The organism is Halalkalibacter krulwichiae (genome assembly GCF_002109385.1).
Classification (GTDB): domain Bacteria; phylum Bacillota; class Bacilli; order Bacillales; family Bacillaceae_D; genus Halalkalibacter; species Halalkalibacter krulwichiae.
This window is the reverse complement of sequence record NZ_CP020814.1, coordinates 1,854,702-1,872,838: the sequence shown is the minus strand read 5'-3', so window position 1 is coordinate 1,872,838 and position 18,137 is coordinate 1,854,702. Positions and strand designations below refer to the sequence as shown.

Below are 18,137 nucleotides of genomic sequence, written 5' to 3'. Positions count from 1 at the left end.
CATCACCCTTAAGCTTATTGTGTAAACTTCTTCATAACTATTGCTGCTTGTTACTCAGAGACGCTAAACGCTAACTCTTCTTCCGATACAAATACATCGTTAACGGTGCAAAGATAACTAGCAAGATCACTAAAGCCAAGATCACCCACCCGACTTCTGCAAGTGTCGCTGTTCCGTGCATTAATCCGCGGACTGCTGTGACAAGTAGGGAAATGGGGTTTACCTCCACAAAGGCTTGAAGCCACGATGGCAATGTTTCAGGATCAACAAATACGTTACTTACAAACGTTAATGGAAATAGCACCATCATGCTGACACCCATGAGAGATTTTTCTGTTCGAAGGATTAAGCCTAGTGTCGTCCAAAGCCAGGACAAACTAAAGGAAAAAGCTACTAATAGAGCTACCGCTAAAACAACACCAACAATTCCTCCACCAGGGCGAAAGCCCATCATTAACCCTAGGCCAATCATAATCGTTGAAGCAATGGTATATCGGGCTGTATCCATCAAAAGCATTCCTACAAGAACAGACGGCCTCCAAATCGGCAACGAGCGAAATCGATCAAAGATTCCTTTTGAAATATCGTTATTTAACTCCATTCCGGTATACATCGTAATGGTCACAACGGTCATCGCTAAAATGCCTGGCAAAAGAAACTGTAAGTAATCAGCAGTTGATCCTGCTATTGCTCCACCAAACAAATACGTAAACATAAGCAAGAACATGATTGGAAAGACGGTTACATCCATTAATTGTTCCGGTACATATTTCAATTTTAACCATGCACGCCACCCAAATGTCATCGTTGATGAAAAGGCACTTGCTCGTTTTGGTCGTTCTTGTGTTGCGAGTACTTTCATCAGTCTTTCATCTAGATCCGACATTTCGTCTTTCAACGCATTTCCCATTAGCCCACCTCCTTGTTAACGTTGTTATCTCGATTGGCTTGATCGGTCAACGTCAAGAATACCTCGTCTAGACTCGGCTGTCCGATTGAGAAATTAGTAATGGTAATCCCAGATCGTACTAACTCTGCTAAAGCAACGGCAACGAGTTCATTTTCAGTCACTCTTGCTGATAAGGCCAAAGGGTCGGAATCAAATTGAACTTCTGTATTCAATGCTTTTGATAAGATCGTTTTTGCTTTTTCCCTTGTTTCAGGAGCTGACACTCTGACACGTAGTGCTCCTTCTCCGACCGATGCTTTTAATTCTCCACTAGTCCCTTCAGCAATAATGATTCCTTGATCAATGACAGCAATGCGATCTGCCAGTTGATCTGCTTCATCAAGATACTGTGTTGTTAATAAGACCGTTGTCCCTGAACGAACAAGTGCTCGAACGACATCCCAAACTTGATTTCGACTCCTTGGATCGAGACCAGTTGTCGGCTCATCTAGAAATAATAAATCAGGTGTAACGACGATGCTAGCTGCGATATCAATCCGCCTTTTCATCCCACCCGAATATTTTTTCACTTGTAGTTTTGCCGCCTCTTCTAAACCAAATGCACTGAGAAGATCACGCGCTCTTTCTTTCGCCTGATTACGAGAATACCCTAGTAAGCGACCGATTAAAATTAAATTCTCCATTCCTGACAAATCCTCATCCACTGAAGCAAACTGGCCAGTCAAACTGACTCGACTTCTAACTGCGTCGGCCTCGTTTACAAGATCATGTCCCAATATGTTAGCACTGCCCTCGTCTGGTTGTAATAAGGTCGCAAGCATTCGTACAGTTGTTGTTTTCCCAGCACCATTCGGGCCAAGAAAACCGAACACCGTTCCTTTTTGAACAGCTAAGTCTACGCCATTTACCGCTTTATTGTTCCCAAATGCTTTTACTAGGCCCGTTGCCTTAATCGCTAAATTCTCTTCACTTACCATTTTTGACTGATTCATACGCTTCCCCCTTCCACTAACGTTATTTTATATGTGCCTCTTAACCATATATGACTAGATAACGAAACGCCTCCGCCCGGGACCGAATTTTCCTCAGGCTCTTAACGTAAATAGCAAAACATGAACAACCTCACAAAAAAATCACCATCAACATAAAATGTCGACAGTGATTTTCATAACTATTTTTGAATGGATTATAATTCTTTTAAACTACACGGTAGAAGGATTTCAACTACTGCACTCCCATTTTCATTGTTTTGAAAGTGTAGTTTACCCATATGAATGTTTTCAATAATACGTTTACATACCATCATTCCTAGGCCATTCCCAGCTTCTTTTGTCGTTACAAAGGGTTGGCCAACGTTTGACAAAATATGTTCAGCAAATCCGTCGCCGTTATCTTCAAAGCGAATCAATACCGTATTAGGATTCTCTTGCTTCACTGTAATGATCACCAATCCGTTCTGCCCAACAGCCTCTACACAATTTTTAAATAAATTAATGAAAACTTGCTTCAATTGGTTTCCATCACAAAAGATTGAAGATACTTCATCGATCTTTTGGATGAACTCAACATTTTTTGGCAATGCCAGACTCGAGAATATCACTTCAATTTCTGATAATATTTTTTCAATATCATACCAACCTTTAGAACTTAACGTTGGTCTTGATAAACTTAAAAACTCGTCAGTAATTTGGTTGATCCGCTCAATCTCTTTTAGCAATATAGGAGTATACAATTCATTATAGCGTTTCTCTTCTAATAATTGGATAAATCCTTTTATTGTTGTCAGAGGGTTTTTAATCTCATGTGCTACACCGGCCGCTAGTTGTCCTACAATCGCTAACTTCTCAGAACTTTGAATGTACGATTCTGTTTTCTTGTACTCAGTTATATCATGAAGCTGTATTAACCGACCTTCCAAAAAAGGGAAGCAATCAACTAAACAAACGATGTGACTAGTATTCTGAAAAACCATCTCATAGTTTCGTATAAACGCACCATGCTCAATCTTTTCTCTCAACTCACGGAACATGTCAATATCATATATATACTTCGCATCGTCTAGCAAAATAGGAAAAAGCCCTTTTGCTTTAGGATTCGCATTGACAATCTTCCCGTTTTTCTCAACGACAATATATCCGATCGAAGACTGTTCTAACATCATTTGATTCGTTTGATCAAGAAAACGATTCTCTTTGCGTAAATCCAATTCCCTTTGAATGGAGTCGACGACTGTTTCAAGAGATGTAAGAATCATAGAATGAGCATGATTCAAAAATGTCATCACAGTAATCGTTCCGATAAGTTTTCTATGTACATATAAAGGTACACTATAACAAGCTGCGGAATGGAGAAAATGATGATAATGATCCTCTCCTAACAATTGGACAGGTATTTCCAATTCAATAGCAGCAAGGAGCGAACTAACTCCTGCTTGATCCTCCGTAAACTTAATCCCCTTTTGCAAACCCGTTTGCTTCGCAACTGTTTCTTCAAAAGTTTTATCGCCAAAATACTCTATAAAGGTACCTTGATCATCAGTCACTGTAACCATTAATGGAATGCCTTCACTTTTAGACAAGAATTTCGTGATAAAAAATCGAATAACCGTTAACGTATCTCTATATTCTTCTTGAATTCTCTTCAACTCTTCATCAGTAGCTTTTTGAAAAGAAGGTATCACACTCGGATCGAGCCCATTCTTGCGACAACGCTCTGTTACTTCGGATATATATTTGTCTAGCATTTGTGATCAATCCTTTGAAAGTATTCTGGCTAGTTTATCTTCTTCGAAAGAGAACATGTATCATTGCATATACTACTAATAATATCACGTTTATAGCTTAAACTGACCAATTTAATAAAGGTATATTTTTCATTGAGCGAAAAAGAAAAGCACCCCATTTGGAATGCTTTCTGCCATGTCATTTATAATTCCTCTTTGTATTCCTGCCCTCGCTTAATGTATGTATCAATGGAAAGTTGTATTAGATCTAAATCTTTTTCATTTAGTGAGCGAACGACTTCACCAGGAGAACCAATCACTAAAGAACGTGGAGGAATCTTCTTTCCTTGAGGAATGAACGTATTAGCACCAATGATACACTCCTCCCCTATTTCAACTCCATCTAGAATAGTAGAACCCATTCCAACTATTGACCTTCTACCAATCTTACTACCGTGAATAATCGCATTGTGGCCTATCGTTACTTCATCTTCAACAATCACTGGCATTCCTTCAAAGAGATGTATCGATACATTATCTTGAACGCTACACCTATTCCCAATCTCTATTTTTCCTTCATCACCTCGTAATACCGCATTGAACCATATGCTAGACTGTTCCCCTACTACAACATCACCAATTACGGCTGCACCTGGAGCTATAAAGACAGACTCATCAACAACAGGTGTCTTTCCTTTATACGGATAAATCATGCTAACACTCCTTATAATAAGAACTTGTTTATACTAGTGTAATTCGATTTAATTATGAAAAGTCCTTTAAAATATGTACTATTCAATAACTAAAAAATTCAATCTCTACATATATTGAATGATCTGTACAACTTTTCTCCAACTCAATAAAATGCTATAATCTTACCCATAATTTTGTTTGAGAGGAACTTGCCTATGCAATCATATGTTACGGAGAAAGACGGTGTTTTTCCTTCTGTCTGTTCCTTAGACTGCCCTGACCAATGTGGTCTCGTTATTCATAAAAAAGAAGGAAAAATCGTGAAAGTGGAAGGAGATCCAAATCACCCTGTCACACAGGGGAATATTTGCAATAAAGTTCGGAACATGACGGAACGACTCTATGATTCTAATAGATTAACAACCCCACTCAAGAGAATAGGACCAAAAGGAAGTGGCACGTTTATCCCGATTTCATGGGACGAAGCAATTGATACGATTGTATCAAAGTGGAAGGAACTAATTGATCAACATGGTCCTGAGGCCATTCTCCCTTACAGTTTCTATGGGAACATGGGGAATTTAACGGCAGAGGGAATGGATCGCCGCTTCTTTCACCGGCTCGGAGCAAGCCAATTAGACCGCACGATTTGTTCAGTAGCTGGTTCTATTGGCTATCAATATACAATGGGTTCTAGTATGGGAACAGATCCTGAAGAAACGACTAATACAAAACTATTTGTCATGTGGGGAATCAATGCCGTTAGCACGAACATGCATCAAATGACGATTGCCCAAAAAGCTCGCAAACAAAATGGTGCAAAAATTGTCGTGATTGATGTCCATAAAAACCAAACAGGACGTATGGCTGATTGGTTTATCCCTATCCGACCTGGAACCGATGCTGCCCTAGCTCTTGGCATGATGCACATTTTATTTTCTGAAAAGTTGGTCAACCGGGAATTTTTAAATGAATATACGGTTGGCTACAAAGAACTTGAAGAACATGTAAGACAATATGACCCAGAAACTGTATCTTCAATCACAGGTGTCCCTGTTGACGATATTTACAAATTAACTCGAATGTATGGAGAAGTCTCCCCTTCGCTCATTCGAATCGGCAATGGTTTACAGCACCATGACAACGGAGGAATGATTGTCCGTACAATTGCCTGTCTGCCAGCGCTAACAGGAGCGTGGCTTGCAAAAGGAGGCGGTGCAATTAAATCTAATAGCAGTTTTCTAACATATAACACAACAGCGTTACAACGACCTGATTTATTAGAAAACAAGCAAACGAGAACGTTTAACATGAATCAATTAGGTAAAGCACTACTTGATACTGATCCGCCAGTGTACTCGTTATTCGTCTATGGCTCAAATCCAGCCATTGTCGCACCCGAAGCAAATAAAGTACGTAAAGGTCTAGCTCGTGAAGATTTATTTACAATCGTACATGATTTATTTCTCACTGAAACGGCTGAGTATGCGGACCTTGTTTTACCGGCTACTTCAGCATTCGAAAACCTTGATTTCTATACATCTTACTGGCATCATTATGTTCAGATTCAGCAACCAGTGATTCAACCGTATGGCGAAAGTAAGTCTAATACAGAAGTATTTCGCTTACTCGCTAAAGCAATGGGGTTTGAAGAGCAGGCATTGAAAGACACGGATGAACAGTTAATGCAGCAAGCGCTCAATCATTCAACAAATCCCTATTTTAGCCATATCAATTATGAATCCTTAGTAGAACACAATTATATGAAAGCAAATCGAACGCCCTATTCATTGAAAAATCTCAATACTCCAAGTGGCAAGATAGAGCTTTATTCACAACAAATGAAGAAAGATGGTTATCTAGGTCTTCCAACTCATGTACCTTTAGAAGAAGACGGAGATCTTCCTTTCCTGTTTATTCCTGGACCAAATCATAATTTCTTAAATTCGACGTTTTCCAATAATGAAAAACATCAAAATCTAGAAAAACAGGCAAAAATACATTTAAACGAAATAGATGCTCTTGAATTAGGAATTGAAGATGGGGATTTAGTAAGAGTTTGGAACGAACGTGGTGAGTGTGAAATGATTGCTTCTGTAGGAACGAATGTACTCTCTGGAGTCGTAGTCAGCCAAGGGCTCTGGGCGGATATGCCCGGCAAGAAGCAACTGGTAAATGCTCTTGCGCCAGATCGACTAGCTGATATGGGTGGTGGAGCTACGTTCTTCTCTGGTCGTGTAAATATAGGAAAAATGTCGTGATAAGAACAGCCTGTTCCAAAGTTGGAACAGGTTTTTTAATGTTAATATCGATAACAAGTATTTACAGATAACGACATAAAATCCAACAAATTAAAACGGTTAAGTGTTATGATAGAAAGTATTACCAAATACACGGAGGAGCCATTTATGAAAGAAAATATAGTAATTCGAAATAATGTAAAGATCAGCGGCAACGGGGAACAGCCGATCCTTTTTGCACCAGGTTTCGGCTGTGATCAAACTGTGTGGAATTCCGTGTCTGCAGCTTTTGAAGACGATTTTCAGGTTATCCTATTTGACTACGTTGGCTCCGGTCAATCCGATTTAGGATCTTATGACGTAGAACGCTATCGTACACTTGATGGCTATGCGCAGGATATACTTGATATTTGCTCTGCCTTAAATCTTAAAGAAACAATTTTAGTTGGGCATTCTGTTGGAAGTATGATTGGGATGTTAGCATCCATAAAACACCCAGAGTACTTCTCTGACCTTATAATGATTGGACCTTCTCCATGCTATGTCAATGATCCGCCAGAATACTTTGGAGGATTTGAAAGAGAACAACTTATCGGCTTAATAGAAATGATGGAGAAAAACTATATCGGATGGGCTACCTTTTTTGCAGGGACATTGTTAAATAGTACAAACCATCCAGAAGTCAATACGGAGTTAGAAGATCGGTTCTGCTCTACGGACCCTATTATCGCTCGTCAATTCGCTGAAGCTACTTTTTTCTCAGATAATCGCACAGACTTATTAAATGTCACGATACCATCACTAATCCTGCAATGCTGTAATGATATTATTGCACCTGATGAAGTCGGAGAATATCTCCATCAACACCTTCCATCTAGCACGTTAACAAAGTTGAAGGCAACGGGACATTGCCCTCATATGACTCACCCAGAAGAAATTATAAACAGCATTAAACAATACTTAAAAGAAATACCCTTAAAGAGGTTACAAACTATTCAAGGTGGTTTTAATGGATGAAAAATTGAATTTTGCACCATGTGGATTCCTTACTTTATCAGAGGATGGAGACATTCTAGCAATTAATCAAACCCTTCTGAACTGTCTTAGCTACACACAGGATAACCTTCAAGAGGAGCACATCAATTCCATTCTAACGGTTCCATCTCAATTGTTTTACCAGCTTTATTTTGTACCACTCCTGAAACTAGAAAAAAAGATAGAAGAAATGTATATTTCTCTAAGATCGAGAAATGGAGAAGAAATACCAGTGGTCATCAATGCAAGACCTACGAAACAAAACGGAAAAATCGAAACCGATTGTATTGTGTTTCCGATGCGTATAAGAAATCAGTATGAAAATGAACTACTTGCTGCAAAAAAAGAAGCAGAATCAGCACTAAATGCTAAAAATAAAGCGCATGCAGAATTAGAAGTTGCGCTGAAAGACCTTGAAACCAAACAACAAGAATTGCTTGAACTAAACAAACAAAACCAAACGTATAAAATAAATACAAAAAAGGAACTTGAACTAGCGAGAAAAATTCAAGAAACATCAGTAACAGAGCCAATCGTTAACGATAACATTCAAATCGACTCCTTCTATGAAGCGTCCAATGAATTATCAGGAGACATATACGGTTTTTATCAACTAGATGATAACCGTTATGGAGTCATTCTACTTGATGTGATGGGGCATGGAATTTCATCAGCCTTAATCACAATGTCTTTGCATTCCTTATTCCACAGGCTTTTCTCAAAAGGGGTCAACACCGAAATCGTAATGAAAGAGCTCGATAACCACCTCCACAGTTTGTTTCAAAACAACAGTGAAGCATGGCATTACTGTACAGCCATTAACCTAGTTATTGATACTAGAGAAAAAAAGATTGAATACATTAATGCAGGTCATCCACCTGCTTTGTGGCAAGATTCTAGCGGGGAAATACATGAACTTTCTTCAAAAACCCCTCCTCTTGGAACATTTGAGGGAATTAGTTTTAACACAACTTCCTTTTCATATTCAGAAGGAGGCAGATTGTTGCTTTATACAGATGGCGTTACCGACCCACTTGGTTCAAACCAGTTACATACCCTTTTAAAAGAAAACCAATCAATTTCTATTTCAAAGCTAAAAGAAAGAATCATTAACTCCCTCACTATCCAAGAAAATATGTACCATAAAAGTGATGACCAATGTTTTATTCTGATTGATTTAAATAATAAAAAAACGACTCTTAAGTAAAGCATAGGCTAACTTAATACTTCCCTTTTTATTTTAAAATTCATCAAAAACTCTCCTGAACTCTTGTTGCAGGAGAGTTTTTTTACTTTAGAATAGAACTTCTTCTTATATCTAGATGAATAGCTTATCTAAAATTAATGCATCCCATTCCATTCACCTTGGTTTTTAGATGATTTTGCCTTTTTTGCTTTCTCTTTATGTTTTCGGTTTGCTGCGGCACTTCCAAATTCTTTAGAGAATTCTGAGTCTGTTTGACTTGAATCAAATCCTTGTTTATTCTTTTGGTCTGGACCGGTTTTTCCATTACGCTTCGCCATAAATATCACTCCTTTTCCTTTAGTATGAGAGTGAAAAAGAGAATTATACGCGACTTAATCCAAGTCCAAATTTATCCCCTTTCTCGATTAACGCATAGTATAACCTCCTATTAGTTGCGCATGACGCTTCTCTTTGATGCTTTTCATGTTGTTTTACGAAGAGAAACGTGCTCCATTATCAGGAATATAAATGTTCCATCGGCTTATTCGGAGAAGATGCTGTTTCTTCGAAACAGAGCTCTTCTGCTCCCCTCTACTTTTTATGTACAGAAAAAAGCATTCCGTTACGGAATGCTTTTTGGGATGCCTGGCAACGTCCTACTCTCACAGGGGAAGCCCCAACTACCATTGGCGCAGAAGAGCTTAACGACCGTGTTCGGCATGGGAACGGGTGTGGCCTCTTCGCTATCGCCACCAGACTTATTTAAGAGAATGGTTCTCTCAAAACTAGATAATGCATCATAGAAACTCAAGAATATATATTGGATAAGTCCTCGACCGATTAGTATCTGTCAGCTCCACGTGTCACCACGCTTCCACACCAGACCTATCAACCTCATCATCTCTAAGGGGTCTTACTGGATTAACTCCATGGGAAATCTCATCTTGAGGGGGGCTTCATGCTTAGATGCTTTCAGCACTTATCCCGTCCACACGTAGCTACCCAGCTATGCTCCTGGCGGAACAACTGGTACACCAGCGGTGTGTCCATCCCGGTCCTCTCGTACTAAGGACAGCTCCTCTCAAATTTCCTACGCCCGCGACGGATAGGGACCGAACTGTCTCACGACGTTCTGAACCCAGCTCGCGTACCGCTTTAATGGGCGAACAGCCCAACCCTTGGGACCTACTTCAGCCCCAGGATGCGATGAGCCGACATCGAGGTGCCAAACCTCCCCGTCGATGTGGACTCTTGGGGAGATAAGCCTGTTATCCCCAGGGTAGCTTTTATCCGTTGAGCGATGGCCCTTCCATGCGGAACCACCGGATCACTAAGCCCGACTTTCGTCCCTGCTCGACTTGTAGGTCTCGCAGTCAAGCTCCCTTTTGCCTTTGCACTCTACGAATGATTTCCAACCATTCTGAGGGAACCTTTGGGCGCCTCCGTTACTGTTTAGGAGGCGACCGCCCCAGTCAAACTGCCCACCTGACACTGTCCCTGAACCGGATCACGGCTCGAGGTTAGAATGTCAGCACAGTCAGGGTAGTATCCCACCGACGCCTCCACGTAAGCTGGCGCTCACGCTTCCAAGGCTCCTACCTATCCTGTACAAACTGTACCAACATCCAATATCAAGCTACAGTAAAGCTCCATGGGGTCTTTCCGTCCTGTCGCGGGTAACCTGCATCTTCACAGGTACTATAATTTCACCGGGTCTCTCGTTGAGACAGTATCCAAATCGTTACACCATTCGTGCGGGTCGGAACTTACCCGACAAGGAATTTCGCTACCTTAGGACCGTTATAGTTACGGCCGCCGTTTACTGGGGCTTCAATTCAGAGCTTCTCCCGTAAGGGATAACCCCTCCTCTTAACCTTCCAGCACCGGGCAGGTGTCAGCCCCTATACTTCGCCTTGCGGCTTCGCAGAGACCTGTGTTTTTGCTAAACAGTCGCTTGGATCTTTTCACTGCGGCTCTCTCGGGCTTGCACCCTAATAGAGCACCCCTTCTCCCGAAGTTACGGGGTCATTTTGCCGAGTTCCTTAACGAGAGTTCTCCCGAGCGTCTTAGAATTCTCTTCTCGCCTACCTGTGTCGGTTTGCGGTACGGGCACCTCTCACCTCGCTAGAGGATTTTCTAGGCAGTGTAGGATCAGGAACTTCGGTACTAATTTTTCCCTCGCCATCACAGCTCAGCCTTTATGGAAAGCGGATTTGCCTACTTTCCAGCCTAACTGCTTGGACGCGCATATCCATCAGCGCGCTTACCCTACCTTTCTGCGTCCCCCCATTGCTCAAACGGTGAGGAGGTGGTACAGGAATTTCAACCTGTTGTCCATCGCCTACGCCTTTCGGCCTCGGCTTAGGTCCCGACTGACCCTGAGCGGACGAGCCTTCCTCAGGAAACCTTGGGCTTTCGACGGAGGGGATTCTCACCCCTCTTTTCGCTACTCATACCGGCATTCTCACTTCTAAGCGCTCCACCAGTCCTCTCGGTCTGACTTCGCTGCACTTAGAACGCTCCCCTACCACTGACACCAGAAGGTGTCAATCCATAGCTTCGGTGATACGTTTAGCCCCGGTACATTTTCGGCGCAGAGTCACTCGACCAGTGAGCTATTACGCACTCTTTAAATGGTGGCTGCTTCTAAGCCAACATCCTGGTTGTCTGGGCAACTCCACATCCTTTTCCACTTAACGTATACTTTGGGACCTTAGCTGATGGTCTGGGCTGTTTCCCTCTTGACTACGGATCTTAGCACTCGCAGTCTGACTCCCGAGGATAAGTATTTGGCATTCGGAGTTTGACTGAATTCGGTAATCCTGTGGGGACCCCTAGTCCAATCAGTGCTCTACCTCCAATACTCTTCCCTCGAGGCTAGCCCTAAAGCTATTTCGGGGAGAACCAGCTATTTCCGAGTTCGATTGGCATTTCACCCCTACCCACACCTCATCCCCGCACTTTTCAACGTGCGTGGGTTCGGGCCTCCATTCAGTGTTACCTGAACTTCACCCTGGACATGGGTAGATCACACGGTTTCGGGTCTACGACCACGTACTAATGCGCCCTATTCAGACTCGCTTTCGCTGCGGCTCCGCCTATTCAGCTTAACCTTGCACGGGATCGTAACTCGCCGGTTCATTCTACAAAAGGCACGCTGTCACCCGTAAATGGGCTCCAACTAGTTGTAGGCACACGGTTTCAGGATCTCTTTCACTCCCCTTCCGGGGTGCTTTTCACCTTTCCCTCACGGTACTGGTTCACTATCGGTCACTAGGGAGTATTTAGCCTTGGGAGATGGTCCTCCCGGATTCCGACGGGGTTTCACGTGTCCCGCCGTACTCAGGATACGTCTCGGAGAGACGAACATTTCGGCTACAGGGCTGTTACCTTATACTGCGGATCTTTCCAGATCGCTTCACCTATGTTCGTCTTTTGTAACTCCGTATGAGACGTCCTACAACCCCAAGAGGCAAGCCTCTTGGTTTGGGCTGTTTCCGTTTCGCTCGCCGCTACTTGGGAAATCGCATTTGCTTTCTCTTCCTCTGGGTACTTAGATGTTTCAGTTCCCCAGGTCTGCCTCCTCATACCCTATGTATTCAGGTATGGGTACCATCCCATTACGGATGGTGGGTTCCCCCATTCGGATATCCTCGGATCAAAGCTTACTTACAGCTCCCCGAGGCGTTTCGCCGTTCGTCGCGTCCTTCTTAGGCTCCTAGTGCCAAGGCATCCACCGTGCGCCCTTCATAACTTAACCAAATTAAAAAGGTATTTCGGATGTGATTTTTCAAAAATCACTTGAATTCTTGACATGCTCGTTTGATCTTCTCTTATAAATAAGATACCGATAAAACTAACATTGTTTCTATTTGCATTATCTAGTTTTCAAAGAACCAAAAGCCACTGATCTATTTGATATCAAATCAGTTTCTTCTATTTAAATTGAGAGTGAATTCTCTCAAAACTGAACCAAAGCACAAGCGTCAAACAACCGAAGTTGTTCGTCGACTAGAGTATTACTCCATAGAAAGGAGGTGATCCAGCCGCACCTTCCGATACGGCTACCTTGTTACGACTTCACCCCAATCATCTGTCCCACCTTAGGCGGCTAGCTCCCAAAAGGGTTACTCCACCGACTTCGGGTGTTACAAACTCTCGTGGTGTGACGGGCGGTGTGTACAAGGCCCGGGAACGTATTCACCGCGGCATGCTGATCCGCGATTACTAGCAATTCCGGCTTCATGTAGGCGAGTTGCAGCCTACAATCCGAACTGAGAATGGCTTTATGAGATTGGCTTGACCTCGCGGTTTCGCTGCTCTTTGTACCATCCATTGTAGCACGTGTGTAGCCCAGGTCATAAGGGGCATGATGATTTGACGTCATCCCCACCTTCCTCCGGTTTGTCACCGGCAGTCACCTTAGAGTGCCCAACTAAATGCTGGCAACTAAGATCAAGGGTTGCGCTCGTTGCGGGACTTAACCCAACATCTCACGACACGAGCTGACGACAACCATGCACCACCTGTCACTTATGTCCCCGAAGGGAAATCCCTATCTCTAGGGAGGGCATAAGGATGTCAAGACCTGGTAAGGTTCTTCGCGTTGCTTCGAATTAAACCACATGCTCCACTGCTTGTGCGGGCCCCCGTCAATTCCTTTGAGTTTCAACCTTGCGGTCGTACTCCCCAGGCGGAGTGCTTAATGTGTTAACTTCGGCACTAAGGGCATCGAAACCCCTAACACCTAGCACTCATCGTTTACGGCGTGGACTACCAGGGTATCTAATCCTGTTTGCTCCCCACGCTTTCGCGCCTCAGCGTCAGTTACAGACCAGAGAGTCGCCTTCGCCACTGGTGTTCCTCCACATATCTACGCATTTCACCGCTACACGTGGAATTCCACTCTCCTCTTCTGTACTCAAGTCTCCCAGTTTCCAATGACCCTCCACGGTTGAGCCGTGGGCTTTCACATCAGACTTAAAAGACCGCCTGCGCGCGCTTTACGCCCAATAATTCCGGACAACGCTTGCCACCTACGTATTACCGCGGCTGCTGGCACGTAGTTAGCCGTGGCTTTCTGGTTAGGTACCGTCAAGGTACCGCCCTATTCGAACGATACTTGTTCTTCCCTAACAACAGAGCTTTACGAACCGAAATCCTTCATCACTCACGCGGCGTTGCTCCGTCAGACTTTCGTCCATTGCGGAAGATTCCCTACTGCTGCCTCCCGTAGGAGTCTGGGCCGTGTCTCAGTCCCAGTGTGGCCGATCACCCTCTCAGGTCGGCTACGCATCGTCGCCTTGGTAAGCCATTACCTTACCAACTAGCTAATGCGCCGCGGGCCCATCCTGTAGTGATAGCCGGAGCCATCTTTTAGTCTAAGACCATGAGGTCTCAGATGTTATCCGGTATTAGCACCGATTTCTCGATGTTATCCCAGTCTACAGGGCAGGTTGCCCACGTGTTACTCACCCGTCCGCCGCTAACTAAATTAAGAGCAAGCTCTTAATTCAGTCCGCTCGACTTGCATGTATTAGGCACGCCGCCAGCGTTCGTCCTGAGCCAGGATCAAACTCTCCATAAAAATGGCAAGCTGATTAGCTCAATTTAAAAATTTAAGGTGAAATTTGCCCTATCGGGTAAATTTCTTTGACGAGATATCATGTATCTCTTTTTCGCTTGGCTTTTGTTCAGTTTTCAAAGAACTCGTTTGTCGCTATTATCAGCGGCGACATTTATTATCTTAACACATTGTTTTGTTCTGCGCAATATCTTTTTTGAATGTTTTTATCAGCGCATTTCCGTTTAAGACATGTCGTTATCAGCGACAAGTAATACTATAGCACACTTAATAATTCTACGCAACTACTTTATTACGTATAATTTTGGCGGCTAGACTTAATAATTTATCATAACTTTACCCAATAAGCAACAATAAAACTATGAATTCCATCACACCTTTTCTACCTTCAACTAAATCACCTATGAAGTTTCTTTTTTTCATATAGATGTATTAAAATAAATCTAGTTATATGAAAGGAACGATATTACGATGATTAAGAAAGCTGATATATTAGAGAGATTAAATACATTAATCGGCAAGGAACTGACGAATCAAAATTTGCATGAGGCATTGTTTTGCGAGGAGAAAGACATAAAAAGACTCCGTCGTTTTCACGTAGGAACACATACTTATATTCAATATAAGATTCACGTAGATAACACTACTGAAAAGTCTCCTTTTGTGAACATCCGAATTCAAGGAAACCCAAACACTTTTAGAGTGGACTTTGAAGAAAAAAACGGAAGAATGATTCTCCAATCTGAAGCAAAAATTAACTATTCTTATTTTTAAATAAAAACTGCACAAAAGGATCAAAGCATCGGGGGCTTTGATCCTTTTATAAACTCTAGTTTTTAAGCAATTTATCTCCAATTGAAACACCATCTGGCTTATAGTGAATCTTAATATTTGTAATACATTCGGTCGCACCTGTATTAATTCCTACTTGCTGCGCCTTTTGAATAACATCAAACACCTCATGTAAATTGCCCTCAACCACCGTTTCCATCGGACCAACCGCATATGTTAATCCTGAATCTTTTACAACCTCAATAATCTCTGAGATCATACCATCCGTATTCACATCTCTCCCGTCCGGTAACACTTGAAATCCGGCTGCCACTGTTGCAGTCATGAGTGAATCACCCTTTCTTTTTTGTTAATGCTTATCAGTATTGAATGTATTTTGCATTTCCATAATTTCATTTTCCACTACTTGTTTAATCTCTTCCCCTGCGCAATCTTTTTCTTTCATTAGCTCTCGCACCATTTTTTTCAAATGATCAATGTTTATTTCATCATCGGATTGAACATCACTTAATAATTGCATAGCTTCGTTAATAACGTCTTCACTTTTCTGTTTTACCGTTTGGGAAACGTTAGCGGAGCTTTCATTAATGATCTCGGTTAACTCACTCATTTTTCCCTTTAATTCTTCTGATAATTGTTCTGTTTTATTTTTTCCTTCGATTAACTGATTACTAATGTCTTCACGAAGTTCCTCACCCGATTTTGGAGCCGTAAGTAATGCTGCTGTAGCTCCAACTACGCCACCTACGACCGTACCTAGTGCGACACTCTTTTGATTTTTCATTACAACCAACTCCTTTTTATGTTCTACTGTTCTGTTACCCTTTTTAACTGTAGTAAAACATATTAACAGAAAAAATCGACTATCAAATTTTAATTGTACGTTTCTTTATTCTGACACGATCCTTTTTATTTGGAACAATCACCATCTAAAAAAACCTACCTTTTACATCAAGGTAGGTTTTACACAAAATGAAGAATTTAATTTTTGTTTCGAAATGCAAAGAAATAGCCTATCAAACCACCTACAATTGCTGGAACAAACCAACCTAATCCAACTGAATAAAGCGGAAGAATGAATTCAAATAGATTATCTACACTGGCTATATTAATACCCGCTGCATTTAATCCATCAAAGATACTAACGATGAATGTAAACAGAATACTAACTTGATAAACTTCCTTCTTACCTTTAAATAGTGGATCCATAAATGTTAAAAACATTAAACAAATCGAGATTGGATAAAGCATTGATAAAACTGGTATCGAGATCTCGATTAATGTTGATAATCCCACGTTAGAAATAATCGCACTAAAAATAGTAAAAAGAATCGCCCATTGTTTATACGAAACTTTTGGTAGTAACCGATTGAAATAAGAAGCACACGCAGTGATTAAACCGATACTAGTTGTTAAACAAGCTGCAATGACGATAAAAGCTAGTATTACTTTACCAAACGATCCGAAATAATAATAAGAGATACCTGCTAATATAGCTCCCCCATTTTCTAAGTGTCCCAACTCATTAACACTTGTCGCTCCCATGTAGCTAAGCGATGAATAGATGATAGCTAATAGTGCCCCAGCAACTAAAGCCACTTTCAAAGTAGAGATCATAATCTCTTTTTTTGTCGTGGCCCCTCTTTCCTTCATAATATTGATAATAATAATTCCAAACACGAATGCAGCAAGAGCGTCCATCGTTAAGTAACCTTCTTGGAATCCTTTAAAAAAGCTATGACTCATATAAGCTTCAGTAGGCTCTTGAATCGGCCCCATAGGGTTAAATAAATTTGTGATAATCAAAATACCGATGAAAGCCAATAACAACGGCGTTAAGATTTTACCAACAAGATCGACTAGTTTATTAGATTGTAGTGAAAAAAAGAGAGTAATTGCAAAAAAGATGACTGTATAAATAAATAACGGTAGAAAACCATCATTATTTCCCAAAAATGGGTTTATCCCCATTTCAAAGGAAACCGTGTTTGTCCTAGGAATCGCGAACAATGGCCCAATTGATAAATAAAGAGAAACCGTAAAGATCAAAGCAAATAGCGGATGTACTCTACTTGCAAGCGACTGCAAATCACTTTTTCCTGAGAATGCTAACGCAAAAATACCTAGGATCGGCAACCCAACTCCTGTTACGATAAAACCTAAATTGGCCATGAACATATTCTCTCCGGCCATTTGTCCAAGCATTACCGGAAAAATCAAATTCCCAGCTCCAAAAAATAAAGCAAATAACATAAAGCCTACTAACGCAACATTTGAAAACGAATCTCTTGATGACATATTTTCCTCCTAAGTATCTAACAACAACCTTATTCCATCTAACTACACTCACTCAAATTCATGAGATAGATTTTTCAGACGACGGGAAATAATATATCATATCAAAATATTTCATGCAATCATTTTTTTCTGAAAATAATAGAATGAGAGGAATACGATGTTCCATTGACTTATTTGATGAAGGTGCTGTTTCTTCTTCTTGATGATCAATATGTAAATTAAAGAAGTACACTCCATCGCGAAGTGTACTTTGCCCGCCCAGCTACGTCCTGGCTCGCCATTTCTCTTCTACGGGGATGCTTGCGCACGATGATTCTCTATGGTGCTTTTCACGTTGTGTTACGAAGAGAAACGAGCTCCATCACCAGGGGACATGATGCTTATTCACGAAGGTTACTCACGATGTTCGATCGGCTTATTCAAAGAAGATGCTGTTTCTTCGAAACAGAGCTCTTCTGCGCCTTGAGCATGATGTATATGCATATTTAAAAAGACAATCCAATGGATTGTCTTTTATCTGCCTGGCAACGTCCTACTCTCACAGGGGGAAGCCCCCAACTACCATCGGCGCAGAAGAGCTTAACGACCGTGTTCGGCATGGGAACGGGTGTGACCTCTTCGCTATCGCCACCAGACTTATTTAAGAGAATGGTTCTCTCAAAACTAGATAATGCGTA

Annotated in this window: 12 protein-coding genes and 4 rRNA genes; 4 read left to right on the top strand and 12 right to left on the bottom strand. The window is 41.6% G+C overall.

Annotated features, from left to right (window positions below; genetic code table 11):
• Positions 1-70: 70 nt before the first annotated feature.
• The 4 genes from BkAM31D_RS09295 to BkAM31D_RS09280 all read right to left on the bottom strand — a co-directional run bounded on the left by BkAM31D_RS09295 (position 71) and on the right by BkAM31D_RS09280 (position 4,345).
• The gene (locus BkAM31D_RS09295; protein ID WP_218017025.1) at positions 71-886 is read right to left on the bottom strand and encodes an ABC transporter permease; all 816 of its coding nucleotides are present in this window, start codon (positions 884-886) and stop codon (positions 71-73) included.
• Positions 887-909: 23 nt separating this feature from the next.
• Positions 910-1,902, bottom strand: a complete 993-nt coding sequence (locus tag BkAM31D_RS09290; protein ID WP_066151762.1) for an ATP-binding cassette domain-containing protein — start codon at positions 1,900-1,902, stop codon at positions 910-912.
• Between the two features lie 194 nt (positions 1,903-2,096).
• Complete coding sequence (locus BkAM31D_RS09285; protein WP_066151764.1) at positions 2,097-3,653, bottom strand: ATP-binding protein; 1,557 nt, start codon at positions 3,651-3,653, stop codon at positions 2,097-2,099.
• Between the two features lie 182 nt (positions 3,654-3,835).
• Positions 3,836-4,345, bottom strand: coding sequence for a gamma carbonic anhydrase family protein (locus BkAM31D_RS09280; protein ID WP_066151767.1), 510 nt, complete (start codon positions 4,343-4,345; stop codon positions 3,836-3,838).
• 195 nt (positions 4,346-4,540) lie between these two features.
• On the opposite strand from BkAM31D_RS09280, the gene BkAM31D_RS09275 reads away from it, so the two are divergent.
• From BkAM31D_RS09275 to BkAM31D_RS09265, 3 genes are all read left to right on the top strand, one after another.
• Positions 4,541-6,586 carry a molybdopterin oxidoreductase family protein gene (locus BkAM31D_RS09275; protein WP_066151769.1) on the top strand — a complete coding sequence of 682 codons (2,046 nt, stop codon included), beginning with the start codon at positions 4,541-4,543 and terminating at the stop codon, positions 6,584-6,586.
• 147 nt (positions 6,587-6,733) lie between these two features.
• Positions 6,734-7,582 carry an alpha/beta fold hydrolase gene (locus BkAM31D_RS09270; RefSeq protein ID WP_066151770.1) on the top strand — a complete coding sequence of 283 codons (849 nt, stop codon included), beginning with the start codon at positions 6,734-6,736 and terminating at the stop codon, positions 7,580-7,582.
• Positions 7,575-8,807 carry a SpoIIE family protein phosphatase gene (locus BkAM31D_RS09265; RefSeq protein ID WP_066151771.1) on the top strand — a complete coding sequence of 411 codons (1,233 nt, stop codon included), beginning with the start codon at positions 7,575-7,577 and terminating at the stop codon, positions 8,805-8,807. The genes BkAM31D_RS09270 and BkAM31D_RS09265 overlap by 8 nt, the downstream gene beginning before the upstream one ends.
• Before the next feature lie 134 nt (positions 8,808-8,941).
• On the opposite strand, the gene BkAM31D_RS09260 is transcribed toward BkAM31D_RS09265, so the two are convergent.
• The 4 genes from BkAM31D_RS09260 to BkAM31D_RS09245 all read right to left on the bottom strand — a co-directional run bounded on the left by BkAM31D_RS09260 (position 8,942) and on the right by BkAM31D_RS09245 (position 14,373).
• Entirely contained in the window at positions 8,942-9,124 is a 183-nt protein-coding gene (locus tag BkAM31D_RS09260; protein WP_066151773.1) for a hypothetical protein, read from the bottom strand.
• 305 nt (positions 9,125-9,429) lie between these two features.
• Positions 9,430-9,543 (bottom strand): 5S ribosomal RNA (gene rrf, locus BkAM31D_RS09255).
• A gap of 63 nt (positions 9,544-9,606) precedes the next feature.
• Positions 9,607-12,546 (bottom strand): 23S ribosomal RNA (locus BkAM31D_RS09250).
• 270 nt (positions 12,547-12,816) lie between these two features.
• Positions 12,817-14,373 (bottom strand): 16S ribosomal RNA (locus BkAM31D_RS09245).
• Together the 16S, 23S and 5S rRNA genes form the textbook arrangement of a ribosomal RNA operon.
• A gap of 468 nt (positions 14,374-14,841) precedes the next feature.
• Here BkAM31D_RS09245 and BkAM31D_RS09240 point away from each other — a divergent pair.
• A complete protein-coding gene (locus BkAM31D_RS09240; RefSeq protein WP_066161114.1) occupies positions 14,842-15,144 on the top strand; it encodes a hypothetical protein in 303 nt (100 codons plus the stop codon).
• Between the two features lie 55 nt (positions 15,145-15,199).
• Here the strand turns inward: BkAM31D_RS09240 and BkAM31D_RS09235 are convergent, their stop codons facing one another.
• The 4 genes from BkAM31D_RS09235 to rrf (BkAM31D_RS09220) all read right to left on the bottom strand — a co-directional run bounded on the left by BkAM31D_RS09235 (position 15,200) and on the right by rrf (BkAM31D_RS09220) (position 18,095).
• Positions 15,200-15,487 carry a thiamine-binding protein gene (locus BkAM31D_RS09235; RefSeq protein WP_066161118.1) on the bottom strand — a complete coding sequence of 96 codons (288 nt, stop codon included), beginning with the start codon at positions 15,485-15,487 and terminating at the stop codon, positions 15,200-15,202.
• A 24-nt stretch (positions 15,488-15,511) separates the two neighbouring features.
• On the bottom strand, positions 15,512-15,946 hold the full coding sequence (locus BkAM31D_RS09230; RefSeq protein ID WP_066161120.1) for a YtxH domain-containing protein: 435 nt from the start codon (positions 15,944-15,946) through the stop codon (positions 15,512-15,514).
• 197 nt (positions 15,947-16,143) lie between these two features.
• Positions 16,144-17,460 carry a branched-chain amino acid transport system II carrier protein gene (gene brnQ, locus BkAM31D_RS09225; RefSeq protein ID WP_066161122.1) on the bottom strand — a complete coding sequence of 439 codons (1,317 nt, stop codon included), beginning with the start codon at positions 17,458-17,460 and terminating at the stop codon, positions 16,144-16,146.
• Positions 17,461-17,979: 519 nt separating this feature from the next.
• Positions 17,980-18,095 (bottom strand): 5S ribosomal RNA (rrf, locus tag BkAM31D_RS09220).
• Positions 18,096-18,137 lie beyond the last annotated feature (42 nt).